General features: G+C 49.4%; 19 protein-coding genes and 2 rRNA genes (1 of these 21 cut by a window edge). 7 read left to right on the top strand and 14 right to left on the bottom strand.

The features are described 5' to 3' along the window. Nucleotide 1: 1 nt before the first annotated feature. From FMR86_RS03795 to FMR86_RS03810, 4 genes are all read right to left on the bottom strand, one after another. On the bottom strand, nt 2–2,377 hold the full coding sequence (locus tag FMR86_RS03795; RefSeq protein ID WP_163349750.1) for a response regulator: 2,376 nt from the start codon (nt 2,375–2,377) through the stop codon (nt 2–4). 17 nt (nt 2,378–2,394) lie between these two features. After that, nucleotides 2,395–3,408 carry a BMP family protein gene (locus FMR86_RS03800; RefSeq protein ID WP_163349751.1) on the bottom strand — a complete coding sequence of 338 codons (1,014 nt, stop codon included), beginning with the start codon at nt 3,406–3,408 and terminating at the stop codon, nt 2,395–2,397. Between the two features lie 15 nt (nt 3,409–3,423). Then, nucleotides 3,424–4,932, bottom strand: coding sequence for a [FeFe] hydrogenase H-cluster maturation GTPase HydF (hydF, locus tag FMR86_RS03805; protein WP_163349752.1), 1,509 nt, complete (start codon nt 4,930–4,932; stop codon nt 3,424–3,426). A gap of 205 nt (nt 4,933–5,137) precedes the next feature. Continuing rightward, on the bottom strand, nt 5,138–6,829 hold the full coding sequence (locus FMR86_RS03810) for a glutamine--tRNA ligase/YqeY domain fusion protein (protein WP_163349753.1): 1,692 nt from the start codon (nt 6,827–6,829) through the stop codon (nt 5,138–5,140). Nucleotides 6,830–7,165: 336 nt separating this feature from the next. On the opposite strand from FMR86_RS03810, the gene FMR86_RS03815 reads away from it, so the two are divergent. Continuing rightward, a complete protein-coding gene (locus FMR86_RS03815; RefSeq protein WP_163349754.1) occupies nt 7,166–7,624 on the top strand; it encodes a chemotaxis protein CheX in 459 nt (152 codons plus the stop codon). An 87-nt stretch (nt 7,625–7,711) separates the two neighbouring features. Here the strand turns inward: FMR86_RS03815 and FMR86_RS03820 are convergent, their stop codons facing one another. Then, entirely contained in the window at nt 7,712–10,054 is a 2,343-nt protein-coding gene (locus FMR86_RS03820; protein WP_163349755.1) for a diguanylate cyclase, read from the bottom strand. A gap of 94 nt (nt 10,055–10,148) precedes the next feature. After that, nucleotides 10,149–10,460 carry a helix-turn-helix domain-containing protein gene (locus FMR86_RS03825; RefSeq protein ID WP_163349756.1) on the bottom strand — a complete coding sequence of 104 codons (312 nt, stop codon included), beginning with the start codon at nt 10,458–10,460 and terminating at the stop codon, nt 10,149–10,151. Between the two features lie 211 nt (nt 10,461–10,671). Here FMR86_RS03825 and FMR86_RS03830 point away from each other — a divergent pair, with 211 nt between their 5' ends. The 3 genes from FMR86_RS03830 (at nt 10,672) to groL (ending at nt 13,542) form a co-directional block, all read left to right on the top strand. Further along, a complete protein-coding gene (locus FMR86_RS03830; protein ID WP_163349757.1) occupies nt 10,672–11,316 on the top strand; it encodes a S24 family peptidase in 645 nt (214 codons plus the stop codon). 183 nt (nt 11,317–11,499) lie between these two features. Beyond that, nucleotides 11,500–11,787, top strand: coding sequence for a co-chaperone GroES (gene groES / locus FMR86_RS03835; RefSeq protein ID WP_163349758.1), 288 nt, complete (start codon nt 11,500–11,502; stop codon nt 11,785–11,787). Nucleotides 11,788–11,865: 78 nt separating this feature from the next. Next, a complete protein-coding gene (gene groL / locus FMR86_RS03840; RefSeq protein ID WP_163349759.1) occupies nt 11,866–13,542 on the top strand; it encodes a chaperonin GroEL in 1,677 nt (558 codons plus the stop codon). A 152-nt stretch (nt 13,543–13,694) separates the two neighbouring features. Here the strand turns inward: groL and FMR86_RS03845 are convergent, their stop codons facing one another. Beyond that, on the bottom strand, nt 13,695–14,702 hold the full coding sequence (locus FMR86_RS03845) for a M48 family metallopeptidase (RefSeq protein ID WP_163349760.1): 1,008 nt from the start codon (nt 14,700–14,702) through the stop codon (nt 13,695–13,697). 275 nt (nt 14,703–14,977) lie between these two features. On the opposite strand from FMR86_RS03845, the gene FMR86_RS03850 reads away from it, so the two are divergent. The 3 genes from FMR86_RS03850 (at nt 14,978) to FMR86_RS03860 (ending at nt 17,598) form a co-directional block, all read left to right on the top strand. Further along, on the top strand, nt 14,978–16,213 hold the full coding sequence (locus FMR86_RS03850; protein WP_163349761.1) for a M48 family metallopeptidase: 1,236 nt from the start codon (nt 14,978–14,980) through the stop codon (nt 16,211–16,213). A gap of 117 nt (nt 16,214–16,330) precedes the next feature. Continuing rightward, nucleotides 16,331–16,984, top strand: a complete 654-nt coding sequence (locus tag FMR86_RS03855; RefSeq protein ID WP_163349762.1) for an L-fuculose-phosphate aldolase — start codon at nt 16,331–16,333, stop codon at nt 16,982–16,984. Nucleotides 16,985–16,986: 2 nt separating this feature from the next. Next, nucleotides 16,987–17,598 (top strand): MarC family protein, encoded by a 612-nt coding sequence (locus tag FMR86_RS03860; RefSeq protein ID WP_163349763.1) that lies wholly within the window; start codon nt 16,987–16,989, stop codon nt 17,596–17,598. 16 nt (nt 17,599–17,614) lie between these two features. Here FMR86_RS03860 and FMR86_RS03865 read toward each other — a convergent pair whose 3' ends face one another. The 7 genes from FMR86_RS03865 to FMR86_RS03895 form a co-directional block, all read right to left on the bottom strand. After that, nucleotides 17,615–19,579 (bottom strand): response regulator, encoded by a 1,965-nt coding sequence (locus FMR86_RS03865; protein WP_163349764.1) that lies wholly within the window; start codon nt 19,577–19,579, stop codon nt 17,615–17,617. A gap of 177 nt (nt 19,580–19,756) precedes the next feature. After that, nucleotides 19,757–20,305, bottom strand: coding sequence for a chemotaxis protein CheW (locus FMR86_RS03870; RefSeq protein ID WP_163349765.1), 549 nt, complete (start codon nt 20,303–20,305; stop codon nt 19,757–19,759). Nucleotides 20,306–20,401: 96 nt separating this feature from the next. Beyond that, nucleotides 20,402–22,405: a methyl-accepting chemotaxis protein gene (locus FMR86_RS03875; protein WP_163349766.1), complete on the bottom strand. Its 2,004-nt coding sequence runs from the start codon at nt 22,403–22,405 to the stop codon at nt 20,402–20,404. Nucleotides 22,406–22,562: 157 nt separating this feature from the next. Continuing rightward, nucleotides 22,563–22,904 (bottom strand): Hpt domain-containing protein, encoded by a 342-nt coding sequence (locus tag FMR86_RS03880; protein WP_163349767.1) that lies wholly within the window; start codon nt 22,902–22,904, stop codon nt 22,563–22,565. Between the two features lie 45 nt (nt 22,905–22,949). Continuing rightward, the gene (locus tag FMR86_RS03885; protein WP_163349768.1) at nt 22,950–24,599 is read right to left on the bottom strand and encodes a glycosyltransferase; all 1,650 of its coding nucleotides are present in this window, start codon (nt 24,597–24,599) and stop codon (nt 22,950–22,952) included. Between the two features lie 355 nt (nt 24,600–24,954). Continuing rightward, a 5S ribosomal RNA gene (gene rrf, locus FMR86_RS03890) occupies nt 24,955–25,069 on the bottom strand. A 221-nt stretch (nt 25,070–25,290) separates the two neighbouring features. Then, nucleotides 25,291–25,951, bottom strand: a 23S ribosomal RNA gene (locus tag FMR86_RS03895); it runs 2,277 nt beyond the window's last position.

The raw sequence follows: 25,951 nt of genomic DNA on the forward strand, positions 1-25,951 counted from the left end.
TTTACTCCAAAATAGTAATATCTTCCGGAAGCCCGGATCTTCCCGCAACAGCCGAAACAGTAGACCTTATGGTATCCCATTTAACCGGCTTGGATATGAAACCGTCACATCCTGCTCGTGCGGATTCCTGTCTGTTTGAGCTGTAGGCCCGGGCCGCAAGGGCTAAAATCACAGACTTGGTCCGCTCACTTTCCAGCTCGAATTCGCGCATTCTTTTCACTGCAGCCAATCCGTCCATGACCGGAAGTTCCAGATCCATGAACACAAGATCATACCTGTTGTCGCTGAAAAGCTGCACCGCCTGCAATCCGTCCACTGCGACAGTTATCTCCGCCCCGGTATCAAGGATAAAGAGTTCCAGAATCTTGCGGTGGTTTTCATTGTCTTCCACCAGCAGGATATTCATTCCCGCACCGGCTTTGACCTTATTCTTGCCGGAATCACCCACCGAAGCCAGACAACGGATCAGGTCCGCATCAAAAACAGGCTTGATCAAAGTATAATCCGCCCCGACCATTCGCGCATTCTGTCGATCCTCTTCAGTACACCCGGCGGAAAACATCATTGCCACCCGTCCGGGAAGCAACTTCTTCTGCTGTGCTTTGGAAAGGAAGTCAACCCCCGATATGGCGGGCATGTCGCTGTCCACCAGCAACAAGTCATAGCCGTTGCCGTGCTCCTGCGCGGCCTCAAGATAACCGAGACCTTCATCACCGTCCGCAGCCATAACCGCATCTATACCGAATGATTGCATTCTGCGGGCAAGCACCTCGCGTACAGTGTAGTTGTCATCCACCAGCAGAACTCGTGTTCCGGAAAAATCCGCCACACTGCGCACCGGTTCATACACGGATTTTTTAAATGGAATGGAAAAATAAAAGATACTGCCCTTGCCGCTTTCGCTTTCAAAACGGATATCCCCGTCCATCAGCGCAGCCAGCCGGGAAGCAGCGGCAAGTCCGAGTCCCACACCGCCGTATTCACGGGAAGTGGAGCCGTCAGCCTGAACAAAGCTGTCGAAAATGGATTCCCTGCGCCCTTCGGGTATACCGATCCCGGTATCCCGGACCGTATAGAGCAGACGTTCAAAATCATCACCGGTATCTTCTATGCTCAGCCGAACTTCAACCTCTCCGCTGGAGGTAAATTTTACAGCATTGGAAACAATATTCAGCAGAATCTGGCGCACACGCACCGGATCGCCCACAACCTGTGCCGGAATACCCTGATCGACATCGCAAATAACTTCAATATCGCGGGCATGGGCGGAGTGGGCCACACTTTTGCAGACGCTCTGCACATCGCGGGAAGGATCAAAGGGAACCGGAACAAGTTCAATATGTCCGGATTCAATCTGCACAAAATCAAGAATATCGTTGATTATTTTGAGCAACAATTCACCGGAACCCCGGAAAATTTCTACATATCCCATCTGCTCGGGATCAAGTTCAGTCTCCAGCAGCAGGTCACCCATGCCGAGAATGGCATTCATGGGGGTTCTGATTTCATGGCTGATCATAGCCAGGAACTGACTTTTGAATCTGCTGGCGGTTTCGGCCTTGTCTTTGGATTTTTCAAGCTCACGCACAGTGAAGGACAGCTCTTCCAAAGCCGTACTCAAATCTTTCTCAGCTTTGCGGCGGATTTCAACTTCATCAGTCAGCTTGCGGTTTATTTGACTTAAAGCCTCGGTACGTTCGGTGACCCTTTCTTCCAGATCAGTCTGTATACGGATCAATCTGGCCGAAAGACGCTCCAGAGAACCGGACAGCCGCCCGATCTCATCATCCCTTTCTGCCTCTTCAAAAACTACGGATTCACCCTGCTCCGCCCGCTCGGCCAGCTTTGAGAGCCGGACAACAGGGGAGACCAAAGCCCTGCCGACAAACAAACGCAGGCAAATTCCGCTCAGCAGTGCAGTTCCGAAAAGCAAAGACAAAAGAAAAGCCAGAACAAACTGGGGACTGGCTGCAAAATGGCCTTCCAGAATTCCGACCCGCACAAAGCCCAGATACTCCCCGTCCTTCAGGATTCGCCGTTCAATATAAAAAACAGCATGTTCGTCTTCCTGCATCGTTTTTTTAAACTCGCTGAGCAACACACCGGACTGGCTGAACACGGCACAGGAGATTATCCCTTTATCGAGACAGGCATTTTCGGCCAATTCCTCAAGCCTGTGATTCTGAAAATTCAAAATAGCGTCACTGCTTGAGAAAGCCACCAGCGATGCAACCGTGCTCCCTTTTGATTCAATTGCATCCTGAATATCGGACTGATAAAACTCATTTAAAACATAGCCTAACGGCAACAGAACAACCGTCAGTATGGCAACAAGTCCCAAAGTGATTTTGCGCCCGATTCTGAAAGAATTCACCATCTGCAAAACATCCCAATTTATTCAGCTGAAGGGTTCAACTTTACTTTTCCTGAAACAAGTTTTGCTTTCAGCTCATGGAGCTTCTCCAGCACATCGGGGGCAATCAGGTGCTTACTATACTTCATTTCGGTTAAGCATACGCCTTCATTGGACAGGTCATAAACCCTGCGCCCCGGAACATGGGTCCCGTTCAGAACAGCAAGAACCTCTTTGTATACAGCAATATCAAGCCTTTTCATCATACTGGTCAGAACCGAGCCCTTGGCCATATGGTCCTGATCCGAATCCACGCCGACAGCCAGATTTCCGGAGTTACGCGCGGCCTGGATAACCCCGTTGCCGGACAATCCGGCTACTGCAAAAATTATATCAACCCCGGCCCCGTACATGCGGGAGGCAAGTATGTTGGCCTGCTGCGGGTCTTCGAATCCCTTTTCAGCATTTCCTTTTCGCACGTACTGCACATCAACTTCAACATCCCTGCCGGAATATTTAACACCCTCGCGAAAACCTTTTAAAAACTCCTTGATCACGGGCAACTCGTTGCCGCCTATAAAACCGACCCTGCCGGTTTTGGTCTGCCATGCACAGAGAGCACCGACCAGACATGACCCCATCCCTTGAGCATAGTCAATGGAAATAATATTGGGATACCCCTCAATTCTGGAATCAGTCAGAATAAAAATAACTTCGGGATGGTCAAGAGCAACCTCCCCAAAACGATTACCGATAGGCGCACCGTTGATGACCATAATCCTGACCTCCTCGGAGAGAAGGGAGCTAACGGCCTCCAGAGTTCTTTCCGTAGTAAATCCGCCTCTGCGGGGCAATATCTGAACTTGCTGTTCTTTCTGCAATCTGCGCAGCCCGGCTACGGCCATCTCATTGAAAGAGCTGTCGTTTATGGTTTCGCCGGAATGAACAAAGCCGACTTTTACCTGTTTTGCGTCACAAACGGTTGTCACCCCGAAAGCAAAACAAAATAAAAACAGCAGCGTCAGCAACCTGCGAAAACTTCCTGCAGAAATCATAAGTAAACCTGTTGGTTACGATTCATTATTTTCATCCGGATCAAGAAGGCCGCCAAGATCGGCCCCCAGAACCCGTCCGGGCCATTTGTAAAAGCAGTAGCCGTGTTCTTCCACAAACTTCCTGATCTTCTGCTGCCCTCCGCGAGCGAAAGGCAAGGAAGAAAAACCTATATGCTGCTTGGTAACCTCAATATCCCCGAAAAGATACATGAGGTTGAACGGTACCGCTTTTTCAGGATGAATCTCAGCCGGAACAACCAGATGCATGGCCTGCGAGTTGCTGCCCCGGAATACGTTGATCTTCCCGGTCAGTTCCTTGCGCTCTTCAATCTCATTCTTGAAAAAAGGTTCGATCAGACGCTGCAGGGTTCCGTCCACCTTGGCCACGGCCAGACCGTAGTTGGTGATGGGCACCTGCTGCCGATCGCAATCCCTGATCCGGCGAAGCATATCCGCCCGCTCCTGCATGCAGGCCCCGCAATGGACCACCAGCTGGTATTCGGAAAGATCGATAGGCAGACCGCACCCGGTCTTGGATTCAAAAATAATATTGCGGTCGGTATATCCGGCTATGCGCGCAGGAATCATTTCCTTGCCGAGATCCTCGGCCTTGGGATGGTGGGGGCAGGCTTCAACGATCAGTACCTTATCCCCGTCCTGCAAATGGTCAATGGCATTTGCGCCCTGCACAAGCTGCTCAAGGTTACCCTTATGACGGGCGAAAAGAATGGGAAAAGTGGTCAGGGAAACATCACGCGGAATGATGTCCATCACCTTCTTGATCGGCTCGGAATCGGCGATAACAAGAGCCGGACGACGCTTGTGCCCGGAAATGGTCTGGTAAAGCTCGCCCTCTTTGACGATAACCGCAATTCCCCCGGCATCGAGGATTTCCCGCAAGACCTGTGACTTGGGAAGCCCCAGCCTGCCCTTGGGTGAAACCGGGTCCTCCGAAACCACGCAGACCACGAAATCCCCCCTGCCCATGAGGTCACGGGCCAGCACCGGATCAAGCATGTTTTCTTCCGGAGCGAGGGCCATAATGGATTTCTTGAGCCGATCAATACCGCGCCCGTCCACTGTGGAGGTAGCCACAAAACGAACTCCGCGCGAACCGCAGAATTCCATATCCGCAAGGCTGGGTCGTCTGATATCCGCCTTGTTGAAAACCATTACGCACGGGATGCCGCGATCACGCAGCAGCGTGGTCAACTCACGTTCTTCATCGAGAATACCGGACTCATCAGTAACAATAACCGCCACATCAACGCTGTACAGTCCGTCTTTAATGGCCTGCGTCCTATCGTCACCGGGAACATGGGCGTCGGTATCGTATATGGTTACCGGGCCCAGCGGATGAATTTCCGCCCGGGTCAGAGGATACATTTCATCCTCACTTGCCACCGGGCTGACCTGATCACTTTCTATACCTGAAAGAGCACGGATTATTGAAGATTTACCAACATTGCTCCTTCCGGCTATGGCTATAGCGAGCTTGGAACCGCTTTCAATTTCAGCACTCATCCTGCAACCTCCGGTTCATAACTGGATGTATTCAAAACAACTTCAAGATGACTTCGTATTATCAACTGATTAATAAATAACACTAACTGCAAAATCTTTCATCCCCATTATTACGCCGGAACACTGTTGCCCTTATCCAAAAAAAGAATGCGGGACCCCTAAGGACCCCGCATTAAAAATCACCCACACCCGCAAGGGCACGGTATTACTTTTTCTGGTTCTTGGCAATTTTCTTCCATGTGTCGCGCAAAGTAACAGTTCTGTTGAAAACCGGCTTTTCCGGAGTGGAATCAGGGTCGGCGCAGAAATAACCGATCCTTTCAAACTGACAGCGGAAACCGGGCTCAACACCTTTAAGGGAACGCTCCACATAACAGGTGCGGACTTCGAGTGAATCTGGATTGATATGATCCTTAAAATCAGATCCGTCTTTGCTGTCCATGGGATTCTCTTTGGTGAAAAGATGGTCGTAGAGCCGGACCTCGGCTTCAACCGCATGATCCACGGAAACCCAGTGAATAGTGCCCTTGACCTTGCGGCCGTCGTCGGACCAGCCGCCGCGTGTGGCGGGATCATAGGTACAGCGCAGTTCGACAACTTCGCCGTTTTCATCCTTGATCACATCGGTACAGGTCACATAATAGGCTGCACGCAGACGCACCTCGCGACCGACAGAAAGCCTGAAAAATTTCTTAGGCGCATCTTCCATGAAGTCGTCACGCTCAATGTAGAGAGTCTTGGAGAAAGGCACCTTGCGGCTGCCGGCAGACTCATCTTCAGGGTTGTTCTGGACTTCGAATTCCTCAACCTGATCTTCAGGATAATTGTCGATGACCAGCTTGATAGGATTAACCACACCCATGACCCGGTTGGAGTGGGCGTTGAGGTCTTCACGCACGGAAAACTCAAGAAGCGCGAAATCAACCATATTGGCTGCCTTGGCCACCCCGATGCGTTCACAGAAATTACGGATGGAAGCCGGGGAATAACCGCGGCGGCGCATACCGGAAATAGTAGGCATGCGCGGATCATCCCACCCGGATACGTGTCCTTCTTCCACCAGCTGGATCAAGCGGCGTTTACTCATCACAGTATAACTGAGGTTGAGTCTCGCAAATTCAATCTGCTGCGGACGGTAGACTCCGAGACTTTCAAGGGTCCAGTCGTAAAGAGCACGGTTGTTTTCAAATTCAAGGGTGCAGATGGAATGGGTGATCTTCTCCAGTGAATCGGAAATACAATGGGTGAAATCGTACATGGGATAGATGCACCACTTATCACCGGTGCGGTGGTGGTGGGCCTTTCTGATCCTGTAGAGGGTAGGATCACGCAGGATCACGTTGGCGGCAGCCATATCGATCTTGGCACGCAGAACATGTTCGCCGTCCGCGAATTCACCGTTTTTCATACGCTCAAAAAGATCAAGGTTCTCTTCTACGGAACGGTCACGGTAAGGACTGTTCTTACCCGGCTCTTTGAGAGAGCCTCGGTATTCACGGATTTCTTCAGCACTGAGGCTGTCCACATATGCCTTTCCCTCTTTAATCAGCTGCACGGCAAAAGCGTAAAGCTGATCGAAATAATCTGAGGAATAATGCAGCCTGTCTTCCCAGTCGAAACCAAGCCAGCGGACATCCTTTTCAATGGACTCCACATATTCAGTATCTTCCTTGACCGGGTTGGTATCGTCAAAACGCAGATTGCAGGTACCGTTGTAGTCCCCGGCAAGACCGAAGTTCAGGCAAATGGATTTAGCATGGCCGATATGCAGGTAACCGTTGGGCTCGGGAGGAAAACGGGTTGCGACCCTTCCTTCATATTTTCCGGTTTCATTATCCTTATCAATAATCGCAGTAATAAAATTTTTACCTACATTGGACTCGGTATTATCTGACATGTATCTTTATCCTTAAAACTTTTTTTATTTAGCTGAAGCTATCGGCGCGTAAAAACCACCGCTTGAAAAATATCATTCACAAAGAATCCTATTCAAATACGAAAATTTATCACCACGGTCAAATCCGGTGAAATGAAACAATCAAAAAAATAAGTCAAAATATCGAAACTACTCCTTAAAAAAATTGTTCATGATCTTTTTTTCTGCTAGGATTCTGAAAGCGCAACGTATGACGGATAATTCAGGCAAAGGCCGAACTCCATTTTGGGAGGCACACACGGGGATATTTCGGCCTGCCGTATTTATATATGCCAACTTTTTTAAGGAGCTTTTATAATGAATGTAGAATTGGCCAAACCTTTTATCAAGGCAACCTCGGACATCCTGACAATGATGGCCATGATTACGCCGAGTGCGGGAAAGCCGTTTGTAAAAAAAGGTAATGTCGCCAGCGGGGACGTCACAGGCATCGTCGGATTTACAGGATCAGTAAACGGCAGCGTTTCAATTACATTTGAAAAAGCATGCGCGGCACAGATCGTAAGAAACATGCTCGGCGATGATATTCAGGACATCGTTCAGGACGTCAAGGATGCTGTGGGTGAGATAACCAACATGGTTTCCGGACAGGCAAGAGCCGGGCTTACCGAAATGGGATACAAACTTCAGGGCTCCACTCCCACCGTCATCATGGGTGACAACCACACCATCGCCCACGTAACCTCAGGTCCGGTTATGGCTATTCCGTTTACAACCGACTTCGGCAACTTCACCATCGAATTCGGATTTGATTAAAGAATAAAGAAATCCCCGGAAGTAAAAATTATTTCCGGGGATTTTTGCGTCTAACTGGCAACAGAAGACCAGGGAAGTGGCAGGCGATTATTTATCCCCCCCTGATTCCGGGGAAAGCTGTACTTTCACCTGATTACGACCTGCCTCTTTTGCCGCATAGAGGCCGATATCTGCGGCTTTGAGCAGATGCTCCAGCGTATCCGTCTTATCATTATAAGTAGCAACACCGATACTTACGGTAATATTCAGTCCACCGGACCGCGTGTTCATGCTTTTTGCCTCAATCTCCGCACGCAATCTCTCAGCAACCTGCTTTGCACCCTCAAGTCCGGTTTCCGGCAACAGAATACAGAATTCCTCGCCTCCGATCCTGCCGAAGACATCAATATTACGTAACACCTTCAATCCGGAAGCGGCCAGTCCCTTGAGAACATCATCCCCGGCGTCATGACCGTGCATGTCGTTTACGGTCTTGAAAAAATCGATATCCATCATCATCAATGACAGGTCATGGTTGTAGCGGCGTGAACGCTCGAGAGCTTCTTCCGCACTCTCCATGAAGAAACGGCGGTTATAAAGACCGGTCAGGGGATCTGTGGTGGCCAGCTTGCGAAGCTTGTCTTCGGCTTCCTTACGTTCGGTAACGTCCCTGAAAGTCCCCACAACCCACCACTGCTCGTCCTTACGCAATGGAGAAAGAAGCACTTCCGCCGGAAATACCTCGCCTCCCTTGCGGCGGACATTCACTGTAAACGAACCGTAACTGGACAGCAGGCCGTTTATATAATTCCCGTCTTCGCCGATTGAGTCAGGATCAAGATTGTCTTCGGCGTAAAAACAGCATTGCAGACTTTCGCCCAGCATTTCATCCACACTGAATCCGAAAATCTTTTCCGCAGCCGGATTCCAGAAATGGACCAGCCCGTTTTCATCCATCAATACAAGAGCATCCTGCACCGAGTCACTTATGCTCTGGAGCATATCCTCACGGTCCTGCAAATCCTGCACGGCTTTTTTCTGGGCACTGATATCAGAAGTCGCTCCCCGAAACCCGGTCACAACCCCTTCAGCATCAAAAAGAGGGACACCGTTGAATTCCAGCCAGATTTTACGGCCGTCGCGGTTCACAAACCTGAAAACCAGCCCCCTGAAACTGTGTCCGAACTGGGCGGCATCAAGGAATTCTTTGCGCACATCCCAGGAAGATTCCTCATCCACAAAATCAAATGGGGAACGCCCTATCAACTCTTCGGCACTGTAGCCGAGCACATCCTCCGCCCTGCCGGTAACAAAAACAAAACTCCCGTCCGGGCCTGTTTCCCAGATAAATTCGCCAGCTGCGTCAGCTACGTCCATGAATCTCTTTTCACTTTCCTCAAGTGCCCTGCGCACCTCTTCACTGGCAACTGTAACCGAAGTCTGACGCCAGAACAGGTAACCTACCATACAGAAAAGAAAGGCCAGCAGGAGCATCAGAAGATTCCGGCGCGGCACAACAAGGGCATCGTCGGGAACACGGGAGACAACCTTCCAGCCCTCTTTGAAAACAACATCCTGCCGCAGCAGATAATGAAATAAATTGCTGCTCAGGGAATTAAAGGTATAAACTCCTCCACCTGCTGCGAACTGCCCCTGCTCCTGCCCCTTTATCAGGGCCCACTCTTCAGGGAACTCGTGCTCCATCAGTCCCTGTTCCTTTTTAAACAGAAACTTCCAATTGTACGTTTCATCCGGGCCTATAATCCAGCCGCCGCTGTCGTTAAGAAGATAAATACTGCCGAATGATTCGTTCCCGGTTTCACTGAACAGCTTAAACAGACGGTCCCCGGAAAAATTAACCACCAGAAACCCCAGATGCGCTCCGCTCTGCGCGTAAATTTTTTTTACCAGCCGCAACACCGGAGCATAAGGAACGACGACCTTCCCGAACTCCATGTTCAGATTAAAACGGGAAACATAAACCTCATCTTTAAGACTACGGGCCTCTTTAATGTAATCCCGGTCACTTTTATCTTGCAGGTAATGGTCTGCAACCCTGAGCGGCTGGCCGTCCGCAATGTTCACCCGGATCAGCTCCATGCCGTGCGGGGAAATGTAACGCAGTTGCGCACAGCCGTTAAATCGCGACCCGAACACGGAAAAGACCTCCGCGATCCCGTCATATTTCAAAGCCGTCTTGCCCTGCCTGCCCAATTCATCGCCGACCAGTCCGGCAAGGATGGTGGTGTACTCCACGCCGGATTCAAGCCAGGTGTTAAAGGTCGAAATATTGCTTTTCACCAGATCAACTTCGTGTGTCTTGACTATGTCCAGATACTGACTCCGCTGGGTAAGCATGCCCCATGCGGAGAAAACCAGTATGAACAACGCGACAAAAAAGAATCTCTTGATAAAGTAGAGGAAAACGCTGCTGGAACTTTTCGTTTGCATAAAATAGAATCCCGCCCCGAAGTTCAGTATCACACGCCAGTGGACTGGTTTAATCACAATATCCAATCAAAAAAAACTTACTCAATAGATTACATTATTTCGAACTCTCATTCAATGCAATTGGGAAATTACGAATTCGCTGGGCGGTGCGCACGGATACACCGAACCTTTCAGCCACCTGTGCCGGAGTCGCTCCCTGATCATAAGCCCTGCGGATACGTTCCCGCAGCTTGATCTTCTGCAGTTCTTCCAGATCAGGAACGGAAACCCTGGTCCCGCCCCAGAAATACATAAGCCGCTCTGCAGCTTCATGTCCCAGCACACTGATCAACCCCTCCGCAGACATTCCGCGCCTGCCTTCCATGTCCGGAAAGACAGCACTTCCGGACGATACATCCGACTCCATATGAATGACTCCTTTATAATAATTTTTCACGCACGAGGACCGCTCCTCCTACCGGCAATTAACAATGGAAGAAACCTCTATTACCAAAAACAGCCATTTGCAAGCCATTTTGTAAATTTATATTACCAAAAAATAAATTACATTGATTAATGAAAACAAAATCGGGACAAAAAACAAAAAAAGATGTAGTCGATTTCGCCAAGGAGGAAACATGGGTTTCTATAATGATATAGTTCAAGGATTGGGAAACATGATAGGTCAGGGGCGCAGATACGCAAACCCCACCCAGATGGCTAAAGCCTGCGGGGTGGCCCCCAACCAGATCATCCGCTACATCAAACAGGAACGAGGCAAGCACATTCAGGTACTGGCCAGAATCCTCGACGAAGTGGGTGCCAGAATAGTCTTCCCGGACGGGGACGGTACAGGCGGAGGGAATTTCAAATGCCCCCCTAAAGCACTGGCCCGTGCCGAACAGAACAATGAAACACTGCAGACCGACTCCGGGCAGCAGGATCTGCTGGCCTTTAACCCGCGCTGGATGGCGGAAAAAGGAAACCCCGACTCCATGAAACTGCTCACCGTAACCGGCAATGCCATGGCCCCGCGCATAGAAGACGGAAACCATGTGCTGGTGGATGAATCACAGAAAGATTTTTTTGAAGGACGTATCTACGCTGTACGTATTGACGAAGAAATCCTTGTCCGCCGGGTAGCGAGGGAACCGGGCAGAATCCTGCTTCTTTCCGACAATACGGAATCCTCTCCCGGACCGATAATCCTTGAACACAACAATCCCGCCCACAACTGGGCCGCCATGGGCAGGGTTGTTTTCGTTGCCAAGGACCTTCTGTAACTCCTGTTTTTTATGATTTTCAAAAAAAACACGTCCGCGCTGTTGACAGTTTTTAATAATGACTTACTTTGATTCAATCCGCGCGGCGCAGTTCTTTTCTACAAACCTCATGAAAAGCCGCAGCGGTTCACAGGCCGCGAGCCTGAAAGAAAAAAATAGTATTGAAATATTGGAGGAAAACAGATGAAACTTAAGCCGTTAGCAGACCGTGTTCTGGTCAGACGCCTTGAAGTGGAAGAAAAAACCGTCGGCGGAATCATTATCCCCGACTCCGCAAAAGAAAAGCCCCTCAAAGGCGAAGTCATCGCAGCAGGCCCCGGCAAGCTGGACGACAATGGCTCCAGAATCGCTCTGGGAGTAAAAGAAGGCGACGCTGTTCTTTTCGCCAAATATGCAGGAACCGAAATCAGCATTGAAGGTGTTGACCACCTGATCATGCGTGAAGACGACATCCTCGCAGTTGTCGAATAGTCTGATTTCACTCACAAGTTATGAACGGCCCTTCCCGGCTGAACTATAAAATTTCTTTATTTAAGGAGATAACACCAAATGGCTAAACAGATTCTTTTTGACGCCAAAGCACGCGAAAAACTGAAACTCGGCGTGGACAAACTTGCCGATGCAGTAAAAGTAACCCTCGGACCCAAAGGCCGTAACGTTGTTATGGACAAATCCTTCGGTTCCCCGGTCATCACCAAAGACGGTGTTTCCGTAGCCAAGGAAATCGAACTCAAAGACAAGTTCGAAAACATGGGTGCCCAGATGGTTAAGGAAGTTGCTTCCAAAACCTCCGACATCGCCGGTGACGGTACCACCACCGCTACCATCCTTGCTCAGGCTGTTTTCACCGAAGGTGTAAAACTCGTTGCTGCCGGCCGTAACCCCATGGCTATCAAGCGCGGTATCGACAAAGCTGTTGAAGCGATCATCGACCACCTCGAAGGTCTTGCCAAGCCCACCCGCGACCAGAAAGAAATCGCGCAGGTCGGTACCATCTCCGCAAACAACGACGTAACCATCGGTAACATCATTGCTGAAGCCATGAACAAGGTCGGCAAAGAAGGCGTTATCACTGTTGAAGAAGCAAAAGGCCTCGACACCACCCTCGATGTTGTTGAAGGTATGCAGTTCGACCGCGGTTACCTCTCCCCCTATTTCGTATCCAACGCAGAAAAAATGATCTGCGAAATGGATGAGCCCCTGATCCTGATCAGCGAAAAGAAAGTTACCAGCATGAAAGAACTCCTGCCCGTTCTGGAGCAGGTTGCTAAAATGAGCAAGCCTCTGGTGATCATCGCTGAAGATATCGAAGGCGAAGCACTGGCCACCCTCGTAGTCAACAAGCTGCGCGGTACCCTGAACGTTGTTGCTGTCAAAGCTCCCGGCTTCGGCGACCGCCGCAAGGCAATGCTCGCAGACATCGCAGCACTCACCGGCGGCGCAGTTGTTTCCGATGACATCGGTCTCAACCTCGAAGCTGTTACCGTTGAGCACCTCGGTTCCGCAAAACGCGTTGTAATCGACAAAGAAAACACCACCCTCGTTGACGGTGCAGGCGAAGGCGAAGTGATCAAAGCCCGCGTAGGCCAGATCCGCAACGAAATCGAGCTTTCCACTTCCGAGTACGACCGTGAAAAGCTTCAGGAACGCCTCGCCAAGATCGTTGGCGGTGTAGCAGTCATCAACGTCGGTGCTGCAACTGAAACCGAAATGAAAGAAAAGAAAGCACGCGTGGAAGATGCACTCAACGCTACCCGCGCTGCAGTTGAAGAAGGTATCGTTCCTGGCGGCGGAACCGCGCTTATCCGCTGCATCGCCGCTCTGGAAAACGTAACCGCCTCCGACGATGACGAAACCGCAGGCATCGACATCATCCGTCGCGCCATCGAAGAGCCTCTCCGCCAGATCGCAGGCAACGCAGGTCTCGAAGGTTCCATCGTTGTTGAAAAAGTAAAAGAAGCCAAAGACGGCAACGGCTTCAACGCTGCCATCGGCGAATACGAAGACCTGATCAAGGCCGGTGTTATCGACCCCAAAAAGGTTACCCGTATCGCTATCCAGAACGCAGCTTCCGTTGCAGGTCTCCTGCTGACCACCGAATGCGCTATCGTTGAAAAGCCCGAACCCGCAGCTGACATGCCCGCAGGCATGCCCGGCGGAATGGGCGGCGGTATGCCCGGCATGGGTGGCATGGGCGGCATGGGTGGAATGGGCGGCATGTACTAAGCCGACCTTACCATCCGGCTCCATAAGCCAGATAAACGAATCCCCGGTAACCTTAAGGTTGCCGGGGATTTTCTTATGGACACACAATCCAAGTAAAAAAGGCAGGCCCATTTTTATAAGCCTGCCTTCTTCTTGATTCGATTTCTTTTACCCTAAAAATCCAGTTTAATCGCTTTGGAAGCAGCAGGCTTCTTGGCCGGAGCCTTTTTCTTGGCAGTCTTTTGAGCTGCCTTATCCTTCTTCCCGCCGCCGGAACCGCCGTCGAGGTTAAAAGATTTACTCTCTTTCTTGCCCTTAGCTCCACCAGCGGAGGATTTCGCCCCCATCATTTCCTTGGAAGTGGCACCGGGCTTGTAGCCACGACCGAAAACTTTCGGTCCAAGCTTATCGGAAATTTTCTTGGCCTCACGGTTCAGGGGATTGGCTTTCAAGGCTGCAGCGGAAGCATCGTATGCTTCGGTATACATGCGCTTGGCCAGATAGAGCTTGGCCTGACGCACAAAGATACTCTCGTTGGCCCCGAAACGGCGCACAATATCCTTGATCACCTCAAGAGCCTTATCCTGCTCGGTCATCATCTCATAGGCCAGCAGCAGAGAAATATAAGGCCTGCTGTCCGAAGGGGTCTTCTCAATTGCCCGCTCAAGGTATTCTACCCCGTCAGAAGGAAAACCGGACTTCACCAGCCTGCTGCCCACATCCTGCAGCAACCCTCTTTCCTCGGGAAAAGCTTCGGTTATTCTACGGAAATATTTCTTGGCTTCCTTTACGTTTTTTTCCATCAGGGCTTTCTGTCCGCCCAACACATATTTATCTATCTGGTTTTTCTGCTTACGGATTTTCTCCACCGCAGCCTTTTCAAGAGCATTCTTGATGGTATCGTGGATTTTCCTGAAAAAGGCAGCCAGTTGCTTTTCCTGCCCCTTGGCATACTTCAAGCCACGGGGAAGTACGCGCTTGAGTTCATCCATTGCCAGAAGTTGACGGATCACCTCATCAACGAGGATTCCGATTTCAAATTTTTCCCGCCCGAAAACCTGACTTGATGCCAATTCATCAAGCGACAGGCTCAATGCATGCAAACAACGCATATAGTCCTTACGTTGTCCATACGCCTTCGCGCGGGCGATATTTTCCTTAATGCTCTTCGGCGAACTCATCTATAAACACTCCCCTCGGACCATACCAAAATTTACCCCGACTAATGGCCCGACATCAAGAAAATTTCTTAATGTTAATATATAATTGTTGACTCAATACCATTTATTGTCAAGACGTGTGCATTATTTATATTTATCACGCCGAAGTTGAACTGCTCACAAAAACCGACGTTGACTCTACACAGTCCAAAGGGGTAGTTATACGCCGTAACATGTTTATGGCCCAGCAATGCAAAATTGAATCAAATCAAGCAACCAGAAACCACCGTATTTAAATGAACATATACCTTTTCATTATCATATTTTCCCTTGCAGGTGCATGCCTGCTGGGTATTTTTTCCCGTCAACTCAACCGCAAGGCACTCTCCCCGGAACTCCCCGCGGAATTCAACGGAACATTCGACGCGGACGAATACCGCAAGTCGCAGGATTATGCCAAGGCCGGAATGGGTTTCGAGAACATATCAAGCTCCATCACCACGCTGATCACCATCCTTTTCATCCTTTGGGGCGGATTCAACACCATCGACCTCTGGGCAAACGGCTTCGGCTACGGTCCGGTTCTGACCGGGTTGATATTTTACGCCGGACTGGCCGTGCTCAGCGATATCGTTTCCCTGCCCTTCTCCCTCTACTCCACCTTTGTCATCGAGGAAAAGTTCGGTTTTAACAAAACCACCATAGGGACCTTTTTCATGGACAAACTCAAGGGCTACCTGCTGGGCGGGATCATCGGCGGGGCAATCCTGAGCGGCGTGCTGCTTTTCTTCAATGCCGCAGGGCCGCTTGCCTGGCTCTGGTGCTGGCTGTTCACTGTAGTCGTAACCCTTGGCGTACAGTATATTGCACCCACATGGATTCTGCCCCTGTTCAACAAGTTCACCCCTCTTGAAGACGGTGAACTGCGTGATAAAATCGAAAAATTTGCCGCTGAAAACGGATTCGAACTGTCCGGCATTTTCATGATCGACGGCTCCAAGCGTTCCACCAAAGCCAACGCCTACTTCACCGGATTCGGTAAAAAGAAACGCATCGCCCTGTTCGACACCCTGATCAACAGCCTTTCCACTGACGAACTGGTAGCCGTGCTGGCCCACGAAATCGGACATAGCAAGCTGGGCCATATCCGCAAAATGATGATCATGAGCATCATCAACACCGGGGCGGTATTCCTGCTCATGTCCTTCTTTCTCGGCAACACGGAGCTATTTGCCGCATTCGGCATGCAGAACATCTCCGTACATGCGGGGTTGATTTTCTTCGCCCTGCTCTACACGCCCGTATCAATCGTGCTTTCCATCTTCAGCAATGTCCGCTCCCGCAAGCATGAATTCGAAGCGGACGCTTTTGCAGCGCAAACCACCCACACCCCGGATGCACTGGTCAACGCGCTCAAAAAGTTATCGGTAAGCAACCTCTCGAACCTCACACCGCATCCCTTTTATGTCTGGCTTGAGTACAGCCATCCCCCGGTGCTGAAGAGGATAGATGCGCTTCGCGCTTTTGAATAATTTTATGCCTCCGGCGGCTCTCCGAGGGCCAAAGAACCTTTTTTGAAAAAAAGGTTCTCTGGACTCTCCCAAAAACTTTTTTAATTTGGCTTCGCCTCTTCGCATAGGAGTTGGTACATGTTGTTGCAAAAAGAAAGAGAACTAGTCGTTCAGTATGGTAAGAAGCTGCTGGAATCCGGCCTTACCACCGGGACTGGGGGAAACTTAAGCGTTTTCAACCGTGAGCAGGGTCTTGTAGCCATCAGCCCCAGCGGTCTTGATTACAGACTCTCCACCCCGGAAGATATTGTGGTCATCGATCTGGACGGCAATATCAAAGATTCAGAGCGCAAACCTTCCAGTGAATATGGATTCCATACTATCCTCTACAAAAACCGGGCAGACGTAAACGCGGTGGTACATACACATTCGGTCTATGCCACCACTGTGGCCTGTTTGAATATGGAGCTTCCTGCGGTGCATTATCTGGTGGGGTTTGCGGGTAAGAAGGTCCCCCTTGCTCCTTACGCCACTTTCGGCTCTCAGGAACTGGCTGAAAACGTGCGTAAGACCATCGGTAATTACAATGCAGTGCTGCTGGCGAATCATGGATTGATTACTGTCGGGCAGGCCATGGGCAATGCCTTTGACGCTGCCGAGGAACTGGAGCTGGTTGCCAGAATTTATATTCAGGCTTTATCTGTTGGTAAACCTGTAATTGTTCCTGACGATGAGATGGAAAAGGTTATCGATAAATTCTCCACTTACGGACAGGCCGGAGGCAAGGATTAGCCATGGAAACATCCCAGCTCAGTACAATTTTCGAAATCGCATTTCCCCTGTTCCTGATCATGGACCCGCTGGGCAACCTTCCGGTCTGCCTTTCCATGCTCCGGGACTACTCTCCCGCACGGCAACGCAGAATCCTGCTCCGCGAACTTTTCTTTGCCTTGGCGATTACGATTTTATTTATGTATCTGGGTGCGGGCTTAATGAAAGCACTCAACATCCACCAATCCACCCTGCGCATTGCAGGTGGGGTGATCCTGTTCATCATTTCCATGAAAATGATTTTCCCGAAACCGGAAAGCAGTGCCGATGAAACCGAGAAAGACCCGTTCATTGTTCCCATTGCGGTTCCGCTCTTTGCCGGGCCTTCCCTGCTGGCGGCGGTAATGGTCTACGGTTCCAAGGGCGGGGCGGGAATAGATGTCCTTTCCGGGGTACTGATTGCATGGTCCATGAGCTTCATCATTATGATGACCGGACCGACCATGGCCCGGGTACTGGGAAAAAGGGGCCTGCGTGCCTGTGAACGGCTTATGGGGTTGATTCTTATACTTTTATCCGTGCAGATGCTTGAAGACGGGATTGCATACTATATCAACAACATCCTCACCCCGTAGAAAAAGGCGATAAAAATTATAAACGCCCAAGTGCGGCTAAACGTTCCAAGGCTTTTTCAAGTTCTTCAGTGCTGACCGGCTTGGCAATATAATCATCCACCCCCAGATCGGACATACGCTGGAAATCACTTTCCCGGCCATAAGCACTCATCACGATTATCGGAATCCGGTTTTCCGGAGACTCCGCATCCCTGATGGAGGCAATGGCATCAAATCCGTTCATTTCCGGCATCTGCAGATCCATAAGCACCAGATCATAATCCTGATCTTCCATATGATTCAGCACTTCGATCCCTGTAGCGGCAGTGCGCACCAGATGCCCCCAGCCTTCAAGTTTCTTACGCATAAAAACCTGACTGCTGATATCGTCCTCAGCAAGTAAAATCCGCAAATCCTGAACGGGCAGCGTATCTTTTCCGTCAGTTTTTACGCCCTGTTCAAGCTTTAAGCTGAAACCGAGTTCAGCCTTTTTACCGGGATGGAAATAAAGCTCCGCACCGATTGTATCGACAGTTTTTTCAAGGCACTCCACATAAATATCACTCTCTGCCCCGGCATTGTGCCCTGTGCCGCTTACGTAAAAAGAAATTATCGAAGCCGAATCAGCAGAAGGGAGCATCTTCACCCCGGCCGCGACATCTGAATCCGGGAAAAACTCCAGCCCGTTATTAATCAGGCAGAACAGGGTCTGCGACAACCCTTTGCGACTGCACATAATCGTATCAGGCAACCCGGACCCGATGGAAAGAGTTATATTTCTGTTCTGGATGGAGACCGCAGGTAAAAACAGTTCCACTGCCTTACCGAAACAAGCGGCAGGGTCCAAAGATTCCATTTCCGCCGGATTGAACTTCCCGGTCAGTCCGCTCAATGAATGATTGACCACGTCCTTAAAACGTTCTGCGGAAACCACACACTTATGTACGTACCCTTTTGCCTCGGGAGCAAGATCCATCTTATCCAGCACGTGCAGACTGCCGATAATCCCGGCCAGCGGAGTCCGCATCTCATGGCAAAGGACCTGCATCAGGGCCGGATCAGCACCGTCCGCAACGGCACAGGCTTCATCCTGTTCTTTTGCCTTGCGCGCGAATCCTACTATCGCCTCAGGTTCACCATATTCATCGCGGCAGAGATACCCCCGCATATCCAGCAACAATTGCTCACCGTTGGAATTAATAGCCTGAGCCTGAATTGATCGTTTCTCCCCGCTGGCAACAACATCCCGTATCCCCTGCAATGCCTGCTCGGCCACCTGCGATCCAAGATAATTATGCAGATTTGTCCCCTTGCAAAGTTCAGGTGATCCGGCTCCGGCAAAATCGGAAAAAACCTTATTCACCTTAAGAAAGTTACCTTCCAGATCATGAACAAACACAGCCTCATCCGCACCGTTCATGACCGTTTCCAAATAACGCTCCTCCCTTGCCAGAGCATTACATGCATCATGCTGGGGGCTGACATCACGTATGGTTCCGGCCAGAGCACTGACGCTACCGTCAGCTGAATAAATTTCCTGCAAAGTATGATTGAGGACCAAACGTTCACCGCCGGGAATATTATGTTCCGTTTGAAATTCATAAATTCCTTCTCCGGAACTGAGCTTGGCCTGAATATCCAAAATTGCGGATTCGTCCGCCAGATGAGAAAGAAGAATAGGGCAATCTTTATCCACAGATCCTGCAGCCAGTTTTCTCTCCAGACTGCGGCAGTTTCCATCGGCAAAAAGCAACTTCCCGCAGGGTCCAGTCATATAAAATGCAGCTCCGCTATTCCCGACAACGGAATAAAGCTGTTCTTCCCGGAACGAACGCTCATCCAGAAAGGCGTCCCGTAATTTAAGTCCCCCATGAACGATAAGAAAAAGCCCTGCAGCAGAAACCAACAACACCGGCAGCCAGTTATCACCGGCGAAAAAAAGTGCGCAGGCTAGAAACAACACCCCGAGGAGGCAACGAATAAGTATAAATTTTATTTTCATGGAGATTAGGGTTCCCGACCTGTGCCGATCAGTAAAAAAGGGTCGCAACGACAACGACCTTATCAAGTATGAAAAATAACGATACTAATATTTTTGAGACACCACAACTGAGAGCACATAAGAAAAACCCGCTTTCCTGTCAGGAAAGCGGGTTTATTTATACATTTTGTCCGGAATCTACAAACTGAGAGTCATTCCCTGATCCGGGTTGACTTCCGGTACAGCTTCGGAGGACGGAGAATCCTGCTGCACGCTTCTGAGCATGGCCAGTTCTTCCACGGAAAGGATTTTGTTAATATCCAGAATGATGACAAAATCATCATCCTGTTTACCCATTCCCCGAATGAATTCGGTCTTGATCGTGGTCCCCATTCTGGGCGGCTCTTCAATCATACTCTCGGTCAACTCGATTACTTCCCGCACAGAATCAGCCAGCGCGCCCATAACGGTACTCTCGCCGTCAAATGAAACCTCAACGATAATGATGCAGGTGTTGATTGTATCTTCTGTCCTGCTCATACCGAACTTAAGGCGCATATCCACAACAGGAACCGCGTGCCCCCTCAGATTAATCACCCCGCGCATGAACTTGGGAGTTCTGGGGATTCTGGTAATGGGGGTAAGTTCCAGTACTTCCCGGACGCTGGCAATATCCAGCGCATAAATATCCTTGTTTAAGGTAAACGTCAGATATTGGTTAGTCGTACTATTTATCTCAGCATTCATCTTTCCACCTGCCTCAATTTGATCATCCCTTATAATCTAAAAACAGCCTGATTTGCTGCAACTATATACCAAGCAGACAAAAACAACCAGTGCTTATCAGAATTTTTCAAAATCACTGTCTGAAAAATCACTTCCCATATCAAGGGAAACACCGGCGGAATGATTCGGTTCTGCCTGTACTTCCCTGACCGGGGCAATCGGTGCTGCCGCCTTGGGTGCTGGTGCCGGCCTTACAGTCTGCCGTGAAACGGGCAGGGCCTGCACTCTGGGTGCGGAATGATTGCTTACCCTGAAGAAACTCATTACCTGCTGCAGCTGTTCTGCCTGACTGGAAAGCTCTTCAGAAGTGGAGGCCATTTCCTCGGAAGCGGAAGCATTCTGCTGGGTAACCTGGTCAAGCTGCTGCACAGCCTTGTTGATCTGCTCTGCACCGGAAAGCTGTTCGCTGCTGCCCGCGGCAATCTCCTGCACCAGTTCAGCGGTCTTCCTGATATCAGGAACAAGCTGGTTCAACATTTCTCCGGCACGTTCCGCTACATTCACAGTGCTGGAAGAGAGCTCGCCGATCTCGCCTGCGGCTGCACCGCTTCGCTCGGCAAGCTTGCGAACTTCAGCGGCAACAACGGCAAATCCCTTACCATGTTCTCCGGCACGGGCAGCTTCAATGGCGGCGTTAAGGGCCAAGAGATTGGTCTGACGGGCGATTTCTTCAATGATGGAAATCTTTTCCGCAATATTTTTCATGGCATCAACAGCTTTGATGACGGCTTCGCCACCTTCTTCCGCCTGCTGAGAGGACTGCAGGGCAATCTGCTCGGTCTGTTGTGCGTTTTCAGCATTCTGTCTAATATTTGCTGTCATTTCTTCCATGGAAGAGGAGACTTCCTCCACATTGGCAGCCTGCTCAGTGGAAGCCTGAGAAAGGCTTTCAGCAGTAGCGGAAAGCTCCTCACTGCCGGAAGCAACATTCTCGGAAGAGACACCCACCTCGGCAACAACCGAAGAAAGTCTGACCACCATATCGTTGAGGGCGGCTGCCAGCACGCCTATTTCATCTCGCTGGTCAATATCCAGAGTTCTGGTAAAGTCACCCTGTGCCATGTGCTCGGCAAAGGATACCCCCTTGCGAATGGGAGTGGTGATGATTTTGGTAACGGTGATGGAAATTATGGCACCACACAAAAGAGCCAAAGCCAGACCGCCCAGTATCATGGAAAAAGAGGTGCTGATCACATCCTGAGCCGCAACCTGCTGGCTGTTAAGCAGACTTTGGCTCTGCTCAAGGGCATCAGCACCCACCACAGCCATGGCTTTCAATTCCTTTCCCTGAGATTTAGTTCTATCTACGACAAGGTTAAAACCATCAAGGTAGGTACGGGCAGCATTTTCAAGACCGTTCACGTCCAAATCATCATTGCCTGCAATCCAGCTGTTCCTGCTTAGCAAACCGCATTTATCGATAACTGAATTCAAAATGGAACGGGTTTCTTTTATATATTCGTCTTTCCCCGTCCTCAAATAATTTGAAAAAGTAAAACGACTGGTAATAAATTCTTTCTCAATTTCTGAAATCATTGAGAATGAATCAAATATATTCTGCATCTCAATAGAGGTATCTCCCTCAATCATGCCCTTATGCATAGCGCTTGCGGCGTGCTCGCCTATCTGCTTTACACTCTTTGCAAGATCCCCAACAGCAGCAACACAATTAGAGACTGCAATATTTTTTTCATTTTCCAGCTTAGCATACCGTTCAAATATCACATTATATTCAGCGGCCTCGCTGGCGATAGAGTTAACCTCCTGTAGCCCCTTGCCTGAAAATTTATTTTTGTTTGCGGAAATGTTCCGACCAATTTCATTGATTGAATTGTTAAATTTATCTTTGTATTCATCGGTGCCCCGCAAAGTATAATAGAGCACCATCAATCTTGAATTGTACATGTCAGTAACGGCATTGCTGACCACTTCGGTTCGTGTGGATTCATCTGCAACTTTTGAAAGTCCGTACCAGCCCACAGCACCGACAACAGCTGTCAGCACCAGCACAACCACAAATCCCCCGCCAATCTTCAAACCGAGCTTCAAGTTTTTGAACATCCGATGTTCTCCTGTTAGTCCTGATCTACTTGTGATTATCGCGTTACATTAAGAAATTAATTTCATTTAAAACATGCAGCTAATAACAAAAAGAATTATGTAATTAGTAACAATTCTGCAGCATTTAAAAGAAGTTTGCCTCGTGGCAAGCAGACTATCACCGGAGATGTTTCCGGATAACCTCCAGAACCTCATCCAATTGGAAAATAGCCTGCGGCATACAGTTTCGAACTGTTTCAAAATCACCTTTTCGCGCAGCATGTTCTATACGTTCAGCCTGAGCAGCAATTGCACCGGCGCGAATGGTCGCAGAAATGCCTTTCAAGGCGTGTGAATATTTAATGACCAAAGCCTGCTCTTCATCTGCCAGAGCCTGCTCCAAAGCTTTCAGTCTTTCGGGAGCGTCCACAACATACACATTCAGAATCTCGGATCCGAGTTCCCGGTCTCCCCCGAGGTGGTTATAGAAACCCTGCTCATCAAAAATAACATCAGACATCTTTGTCCTCCGCATGCTTGCATGCATTGACTGCCCAAAACATCTCTACGAATTAAGCAACTTGAAATATAAAGGTAATTCCATCTTTATTTTTCGTTTGTAAAAACGCTCCTGCCCGGAACGCACTGCCGCAGCACGAGCATTATCAAGCTCAGTGAGTCCTTCATGTATCCGGAAAACTTTGAGATTGTTTATCCCTACTTCAGCACTTATACGCCAATCATCAGGATCGTGCAGCGAAAGGTGGGATAAAAATCCCAGTCTGCTTGGCTCCGCCCCCATAACACCGCGAAAAAGACCGTCCAGACGCCGATAGATCTCTTTATCAGATGGATCACGGTACAAGGCCGCAAAATAGCAATCCGAGGCACATGACGGGATACCCCTGATCTCGTCAAAAGCAACTCCGGAACGTATACCCAAACCGCATTTCTGGAGAGCATCCCCCCAGAGCACTAACAGATGAACCTCGTTTTCAGGTCTGGCGATTGATTCAGGACTGTCACCGCTCCTGTATGCGTACCAGAAATGTTTTGCAACGTCCCACAGCTTGAGCTTAGCAGCACAAAGAGAAGCCGTCATGTTAAAATAACAATCACTACTAACCATACTTTTATCGAGAAAAGGCCTGATCATTGCCATAAACGGATCAGTTAACTCGGAACGCGTAAAAATCCTGAGCAAAGCAGCATCCCGCTGGTCACTCCTCTCAAGCCTGAGAAGCCTATTAAGCAGACTTTCCCAGTCAACACCGGGATCACCCGTTTCACCAAGAGAAAATTCAATTAAGCAAAGTAAAAATTCCGTCCGTTGCTCAGTGACCTTTCGTTTACAGGTGTCAGCTGCAATCCTTAAAATAGATTCAGCCCTTGATTGCGCCGAATGATCCTTTAAGACCCGCTCATATGCCGCCAGCCCCAATGCACCGGACCGGGATGGATCATTTACCATTCGATCAAGGATATCTTTAAGTTCCAGCACGTCATGGTAAACTTCTATTTCACGCCCTACCTCAAACAGCTCGCCAAGCTCCTCCCCGATATCAGGGGTAACTACAGCGCACCCGCATGAGGCAGCTTCAAAAAGACGAAAATTAACCTCACCAAAAAGGGCTTCATTGGGAACAATACGAGTGTTCCTGTAAACCTCCATCATCTGGGCGGTGCTTAGCCCATCGGCGAGGTTCAAATCATATTGGGACTTCAAAAAATCCACAAACCAGATCCTGGAACGCCTCTGGCTGGTAACCCGGCCAACAAATGTCAGATCATTTTTACGCCCGGTGTGGGGAATAATCCGTCTTCCGTCTGCAGCATCTATTGAAGGACTCCCCATCCAGGGCATCCACTTAACTGCAGCTCCGCAAACTTTTTGTAATTTGGGAACAAATTTTTTTTGGGTAGTAAGCACACAATCGAAAAGATCAGCATAATATCCATGCCAATGCATATTCATGTGTGTATCCACAGACCAGAAAATTTTTATGCAATCTAGTTCGTTCAGCCCACCCAGAAGAATCCTCTTACCCAGAAATTCCTGTTGAAAAATTAAGTCGGGCACAAACTGCATTCCCTCCAGTACGGCAGGAAGATCAAGCACTTGTTCTTGAGCATAATTGTACTCAACAACACATCCTGCATGCTTAAATGCTTCCACAAGAGAAGGATTGCAATTTATTAACAAAAACTTATGCATGCAGCTGGTATACTCTAAGCCAAGCTAAAATGGAAAGCTAAATTAATTGCTTAAGAATTAATTTAGCTCACGCACAGAAATTGATTATCAAACTCAAAAACTAAACGCAATACAATTTACAGGACAATAAAGTACGATTACACGGCTGTCCGCTTCCTGCGAACGAAGAGGTCACAATATCAACCGTAGTAACTCCATCAGTCAGGGATTCCAAAGGGGATTATYCCCTTTGGCCGCCGGAGGCCCTAAAAGCACAATTGTCCATAACGCAAAAAGCTCCGCACATGGCAGGATGTACGAAGCCCCAAAAAGTAAAAGGTCCGTTCAAATGAATGAACGGACCTTTTAAAATAAAAGCTTGCGACGACCTACTTTCCCACTGGCTACCCAGCAGTATCATCGGCGATGGAGAGCTTAACTTCCGAGTTCGGAATGGAGTCGGGTGTGACCTCTCCTCAATGGTCGCAAGCAAATTTGCTTGCTCTCGATGAGCAAAATATATGGTTGAAATAGAGAAGTTTTTTAATCCCACGAGCCTTCAGGCTCGTATTTTATAACTTTGCTTAGTGTGCGTCAGATGTGGAGTTTTCAATTTCATTTGTTGGTGAAGTGTATCTAAATACACGAGCCGACAAATTAAATTTAAAACTTCGCAGATGATGTGCAATAAGCAAAGTTATAGGGAGAGAAGAAAAATAAGTCGCACGATTTATTAGTACTGGTCAGCTGAATGCATTGCTGCACTTACACCTCCAGCCTATCAACCAGGTGGTCTACCTGGAATCTTTAGATGCTAAAGCATAGGGATAACTAATCTTGAGGCAGGCTTCCCGCTTAGATGCTTTCAGCGGTTATCCCTTCCGAACTTAGCTACCCTGCAATGCCGCTGGCGCGACAACAGGAACACCATAGGTTCGTCCACCCCGGTCCTCTCGTACTAGGGGCAGACCCTCTTCAATTATCCTACGCCCACGGTAGATAGGGACCAAACTGTCTCACGACGTTTTAAACCCAGCTCGCGTACCACTTTAATCGGCGAACAGCCGAACCCTTGGGACCTGCTTCAGCCCCAGGATGTGATGAGCCGACATCGAGGTGCCAAACCGCGCCGTCGATGTGAACTCTTGGGCGCGATCAGCCTGTTATCCCCGGCGTACCTTTTATCCTATGAGCGATGGCCCTTCCATGCGGAACCACCGGATCACTAAGACCAACTTTCGTTCCTGCTCGACATGTCTGTCTTACAGTCAAGCTCCCTTATGCCTTTGCACTCGACGGCTGGTTTCCAATCAGCCTGAGGGAACCTTTGCAAGCCTCCGTTACTTTTTGGGAGGCGACCGCCCCAGTCAAAC

The sequence above is a fragment of the Desulfovibrio sp. JC010 genome (assembly GCF_010470675.1).
GTDB lineage: Bacteria > Desulfobacterota > Desulfovibrionia > Desulfovibrionales > Desulfovibrionaceae > Maridesulfovibrio.

What these genes read in the sequence shown, in the direction of transcription:
- FMR86_RS03795 (WP_163349750.1), bottom strand. Translation starts at nt 2,377, where the DNA reads ATGGTGAATTCTTTCAGAATCGGGCGCAAAATCACTTTGGGACTTGTT.
- FMR86_RS03800 (WP_163349751.1), bottom strand. Translation starts at nt 3,408, where the DNA reads ATGATTTCTGCAGGAAGTTTTCGCAGGTTGCTGACGCTGCTGTTTTTA.
- hydF (WP_163349752.1), bottom strand. Translation starts at nt 4,932, where the DNA reads ATGAGTGCTGAAATTGAAAGCGGTTCCAAGCTCGCTATAGCCATAGCC.
- FMR86_RS03810 (WP_163349753.1), bottom strand. Translation starts at nt 6,829, where the DNA reads ATGTCAGATAATACCGAGTCCAATGTAGGTAAAAATTTTATTACTGCG.
- FMR86_RS03815 (WP_163349754.1), top strand. Translation starts at nt 7,166, where the DNA reads ATGAATGTAGAATTGGCCAAACCTTTTATCAAGGCAACCTCGGACATC.
- FMR86_RS03820 (WP_163349755.1), bottom strand. Translation starts at nt 10,054, where the DNA reads ATGCAAACGAAAAGTTCCAGCAGCGTTTTCCTCTACTTTATCAAGAGA.
- FMR86_RS03825 (WP_163349756.1), bottom strand. Translation starts at nt 10,460, where the DNA reads ATGGAGTCGGATGTATCGTCCGGAAGTGCTGTCTTTCCGGACATGGAA.
- FMR86_RS03830 (WP_163349757.1), top strand. Translation starts at nt 10,672, where the DNA reads ATGGGTTTCTATAATGATATAGTTCAAGGATTGGGAAACATGATAGGT.
- groES (WP_163349758.1), top strand. Translation starts at nt 11,500, where the DNA reads ATGAAACTTAAGCCGTTAGCAGACCGTGTTCTGGTCAGACGCCTTGAA.
- groL (WP_163349759.1), top strand. Translation starts at nt 11,866, where the DNA reads ATGGCTAAACAGATTCTTTTTGACGCCAAAGCACGCGAAAAACTGAAA.
- FMR86_RS03845 (WP_163349760.1), bottom strand. Translation starts at nt 14,702, where the DNA reads ATGAGTTCGCCGAAGAGCATTAAGGAAAATATCGCCCGCGCGAAGGCG.
- FMR86_RS03850 (WP_163349761.1), top strand. Translation starts at nt 14,978, where the DNA reads ATGAACATATACCTTTTCATTATCATATTTTCCCTTGCAGGTGCATGC.
- FMR86_RS03855 (WP_163349762.1), top strand. Translation starts at nt 16,331, where the DNA reads ATGTTGTTGCAAAAAGAAAGAGAACTAGTCGTTCAGTATGGTAAGAAG.
- FMR86_RS03860 (WP_163349763.1), top strand. Translation starts at nt 16,987, where the DNA reads ATGGAAACATCCCAGCTCAGTACAATTTTCGAAATCGCATTTCCCCTG.
- FMR86_RS03865 (WP_163349764.1), bottom strand. Translation starts at nt 19,579, where the DNA reads ATGAAAATAAAATTTATACTTATTCGTTGCCTCCTCGGGGTGTTGTTT.
- FMR86_RS03870 (WP_163349765.1), bottom strand. Translation starts at nt 20,305, where the DNA reads ATGAATGCTGAGATAAATAGTACGACTAACCAATATCTGACGTTTACC.
- FMR86_RS03875 (WP_163349766.1), bottom strand. Translation starts at nt 22,405, where the DNA reads ATGTTCAAAAACTTGAAGCTCGGTTTGAAGATTGGCGGGGGATTTGTG.
- FMR86_RS03880 (WP_163349767.1), bottom strand. Translation starts at nt 22,904, where the DNA reads ATGTCTGATGTTATTTTTGATGAGCAGGGTTTCTATAACCACCTCGGG.
- FMR86_RS03885 (WP_163349768.1), bottom strand. Translation starts at nt 24,599, where the DNA reads ATGCATAAGTTTTTGTTAATAAATTGCAATCCTTCTCTTGTGGAAGCA.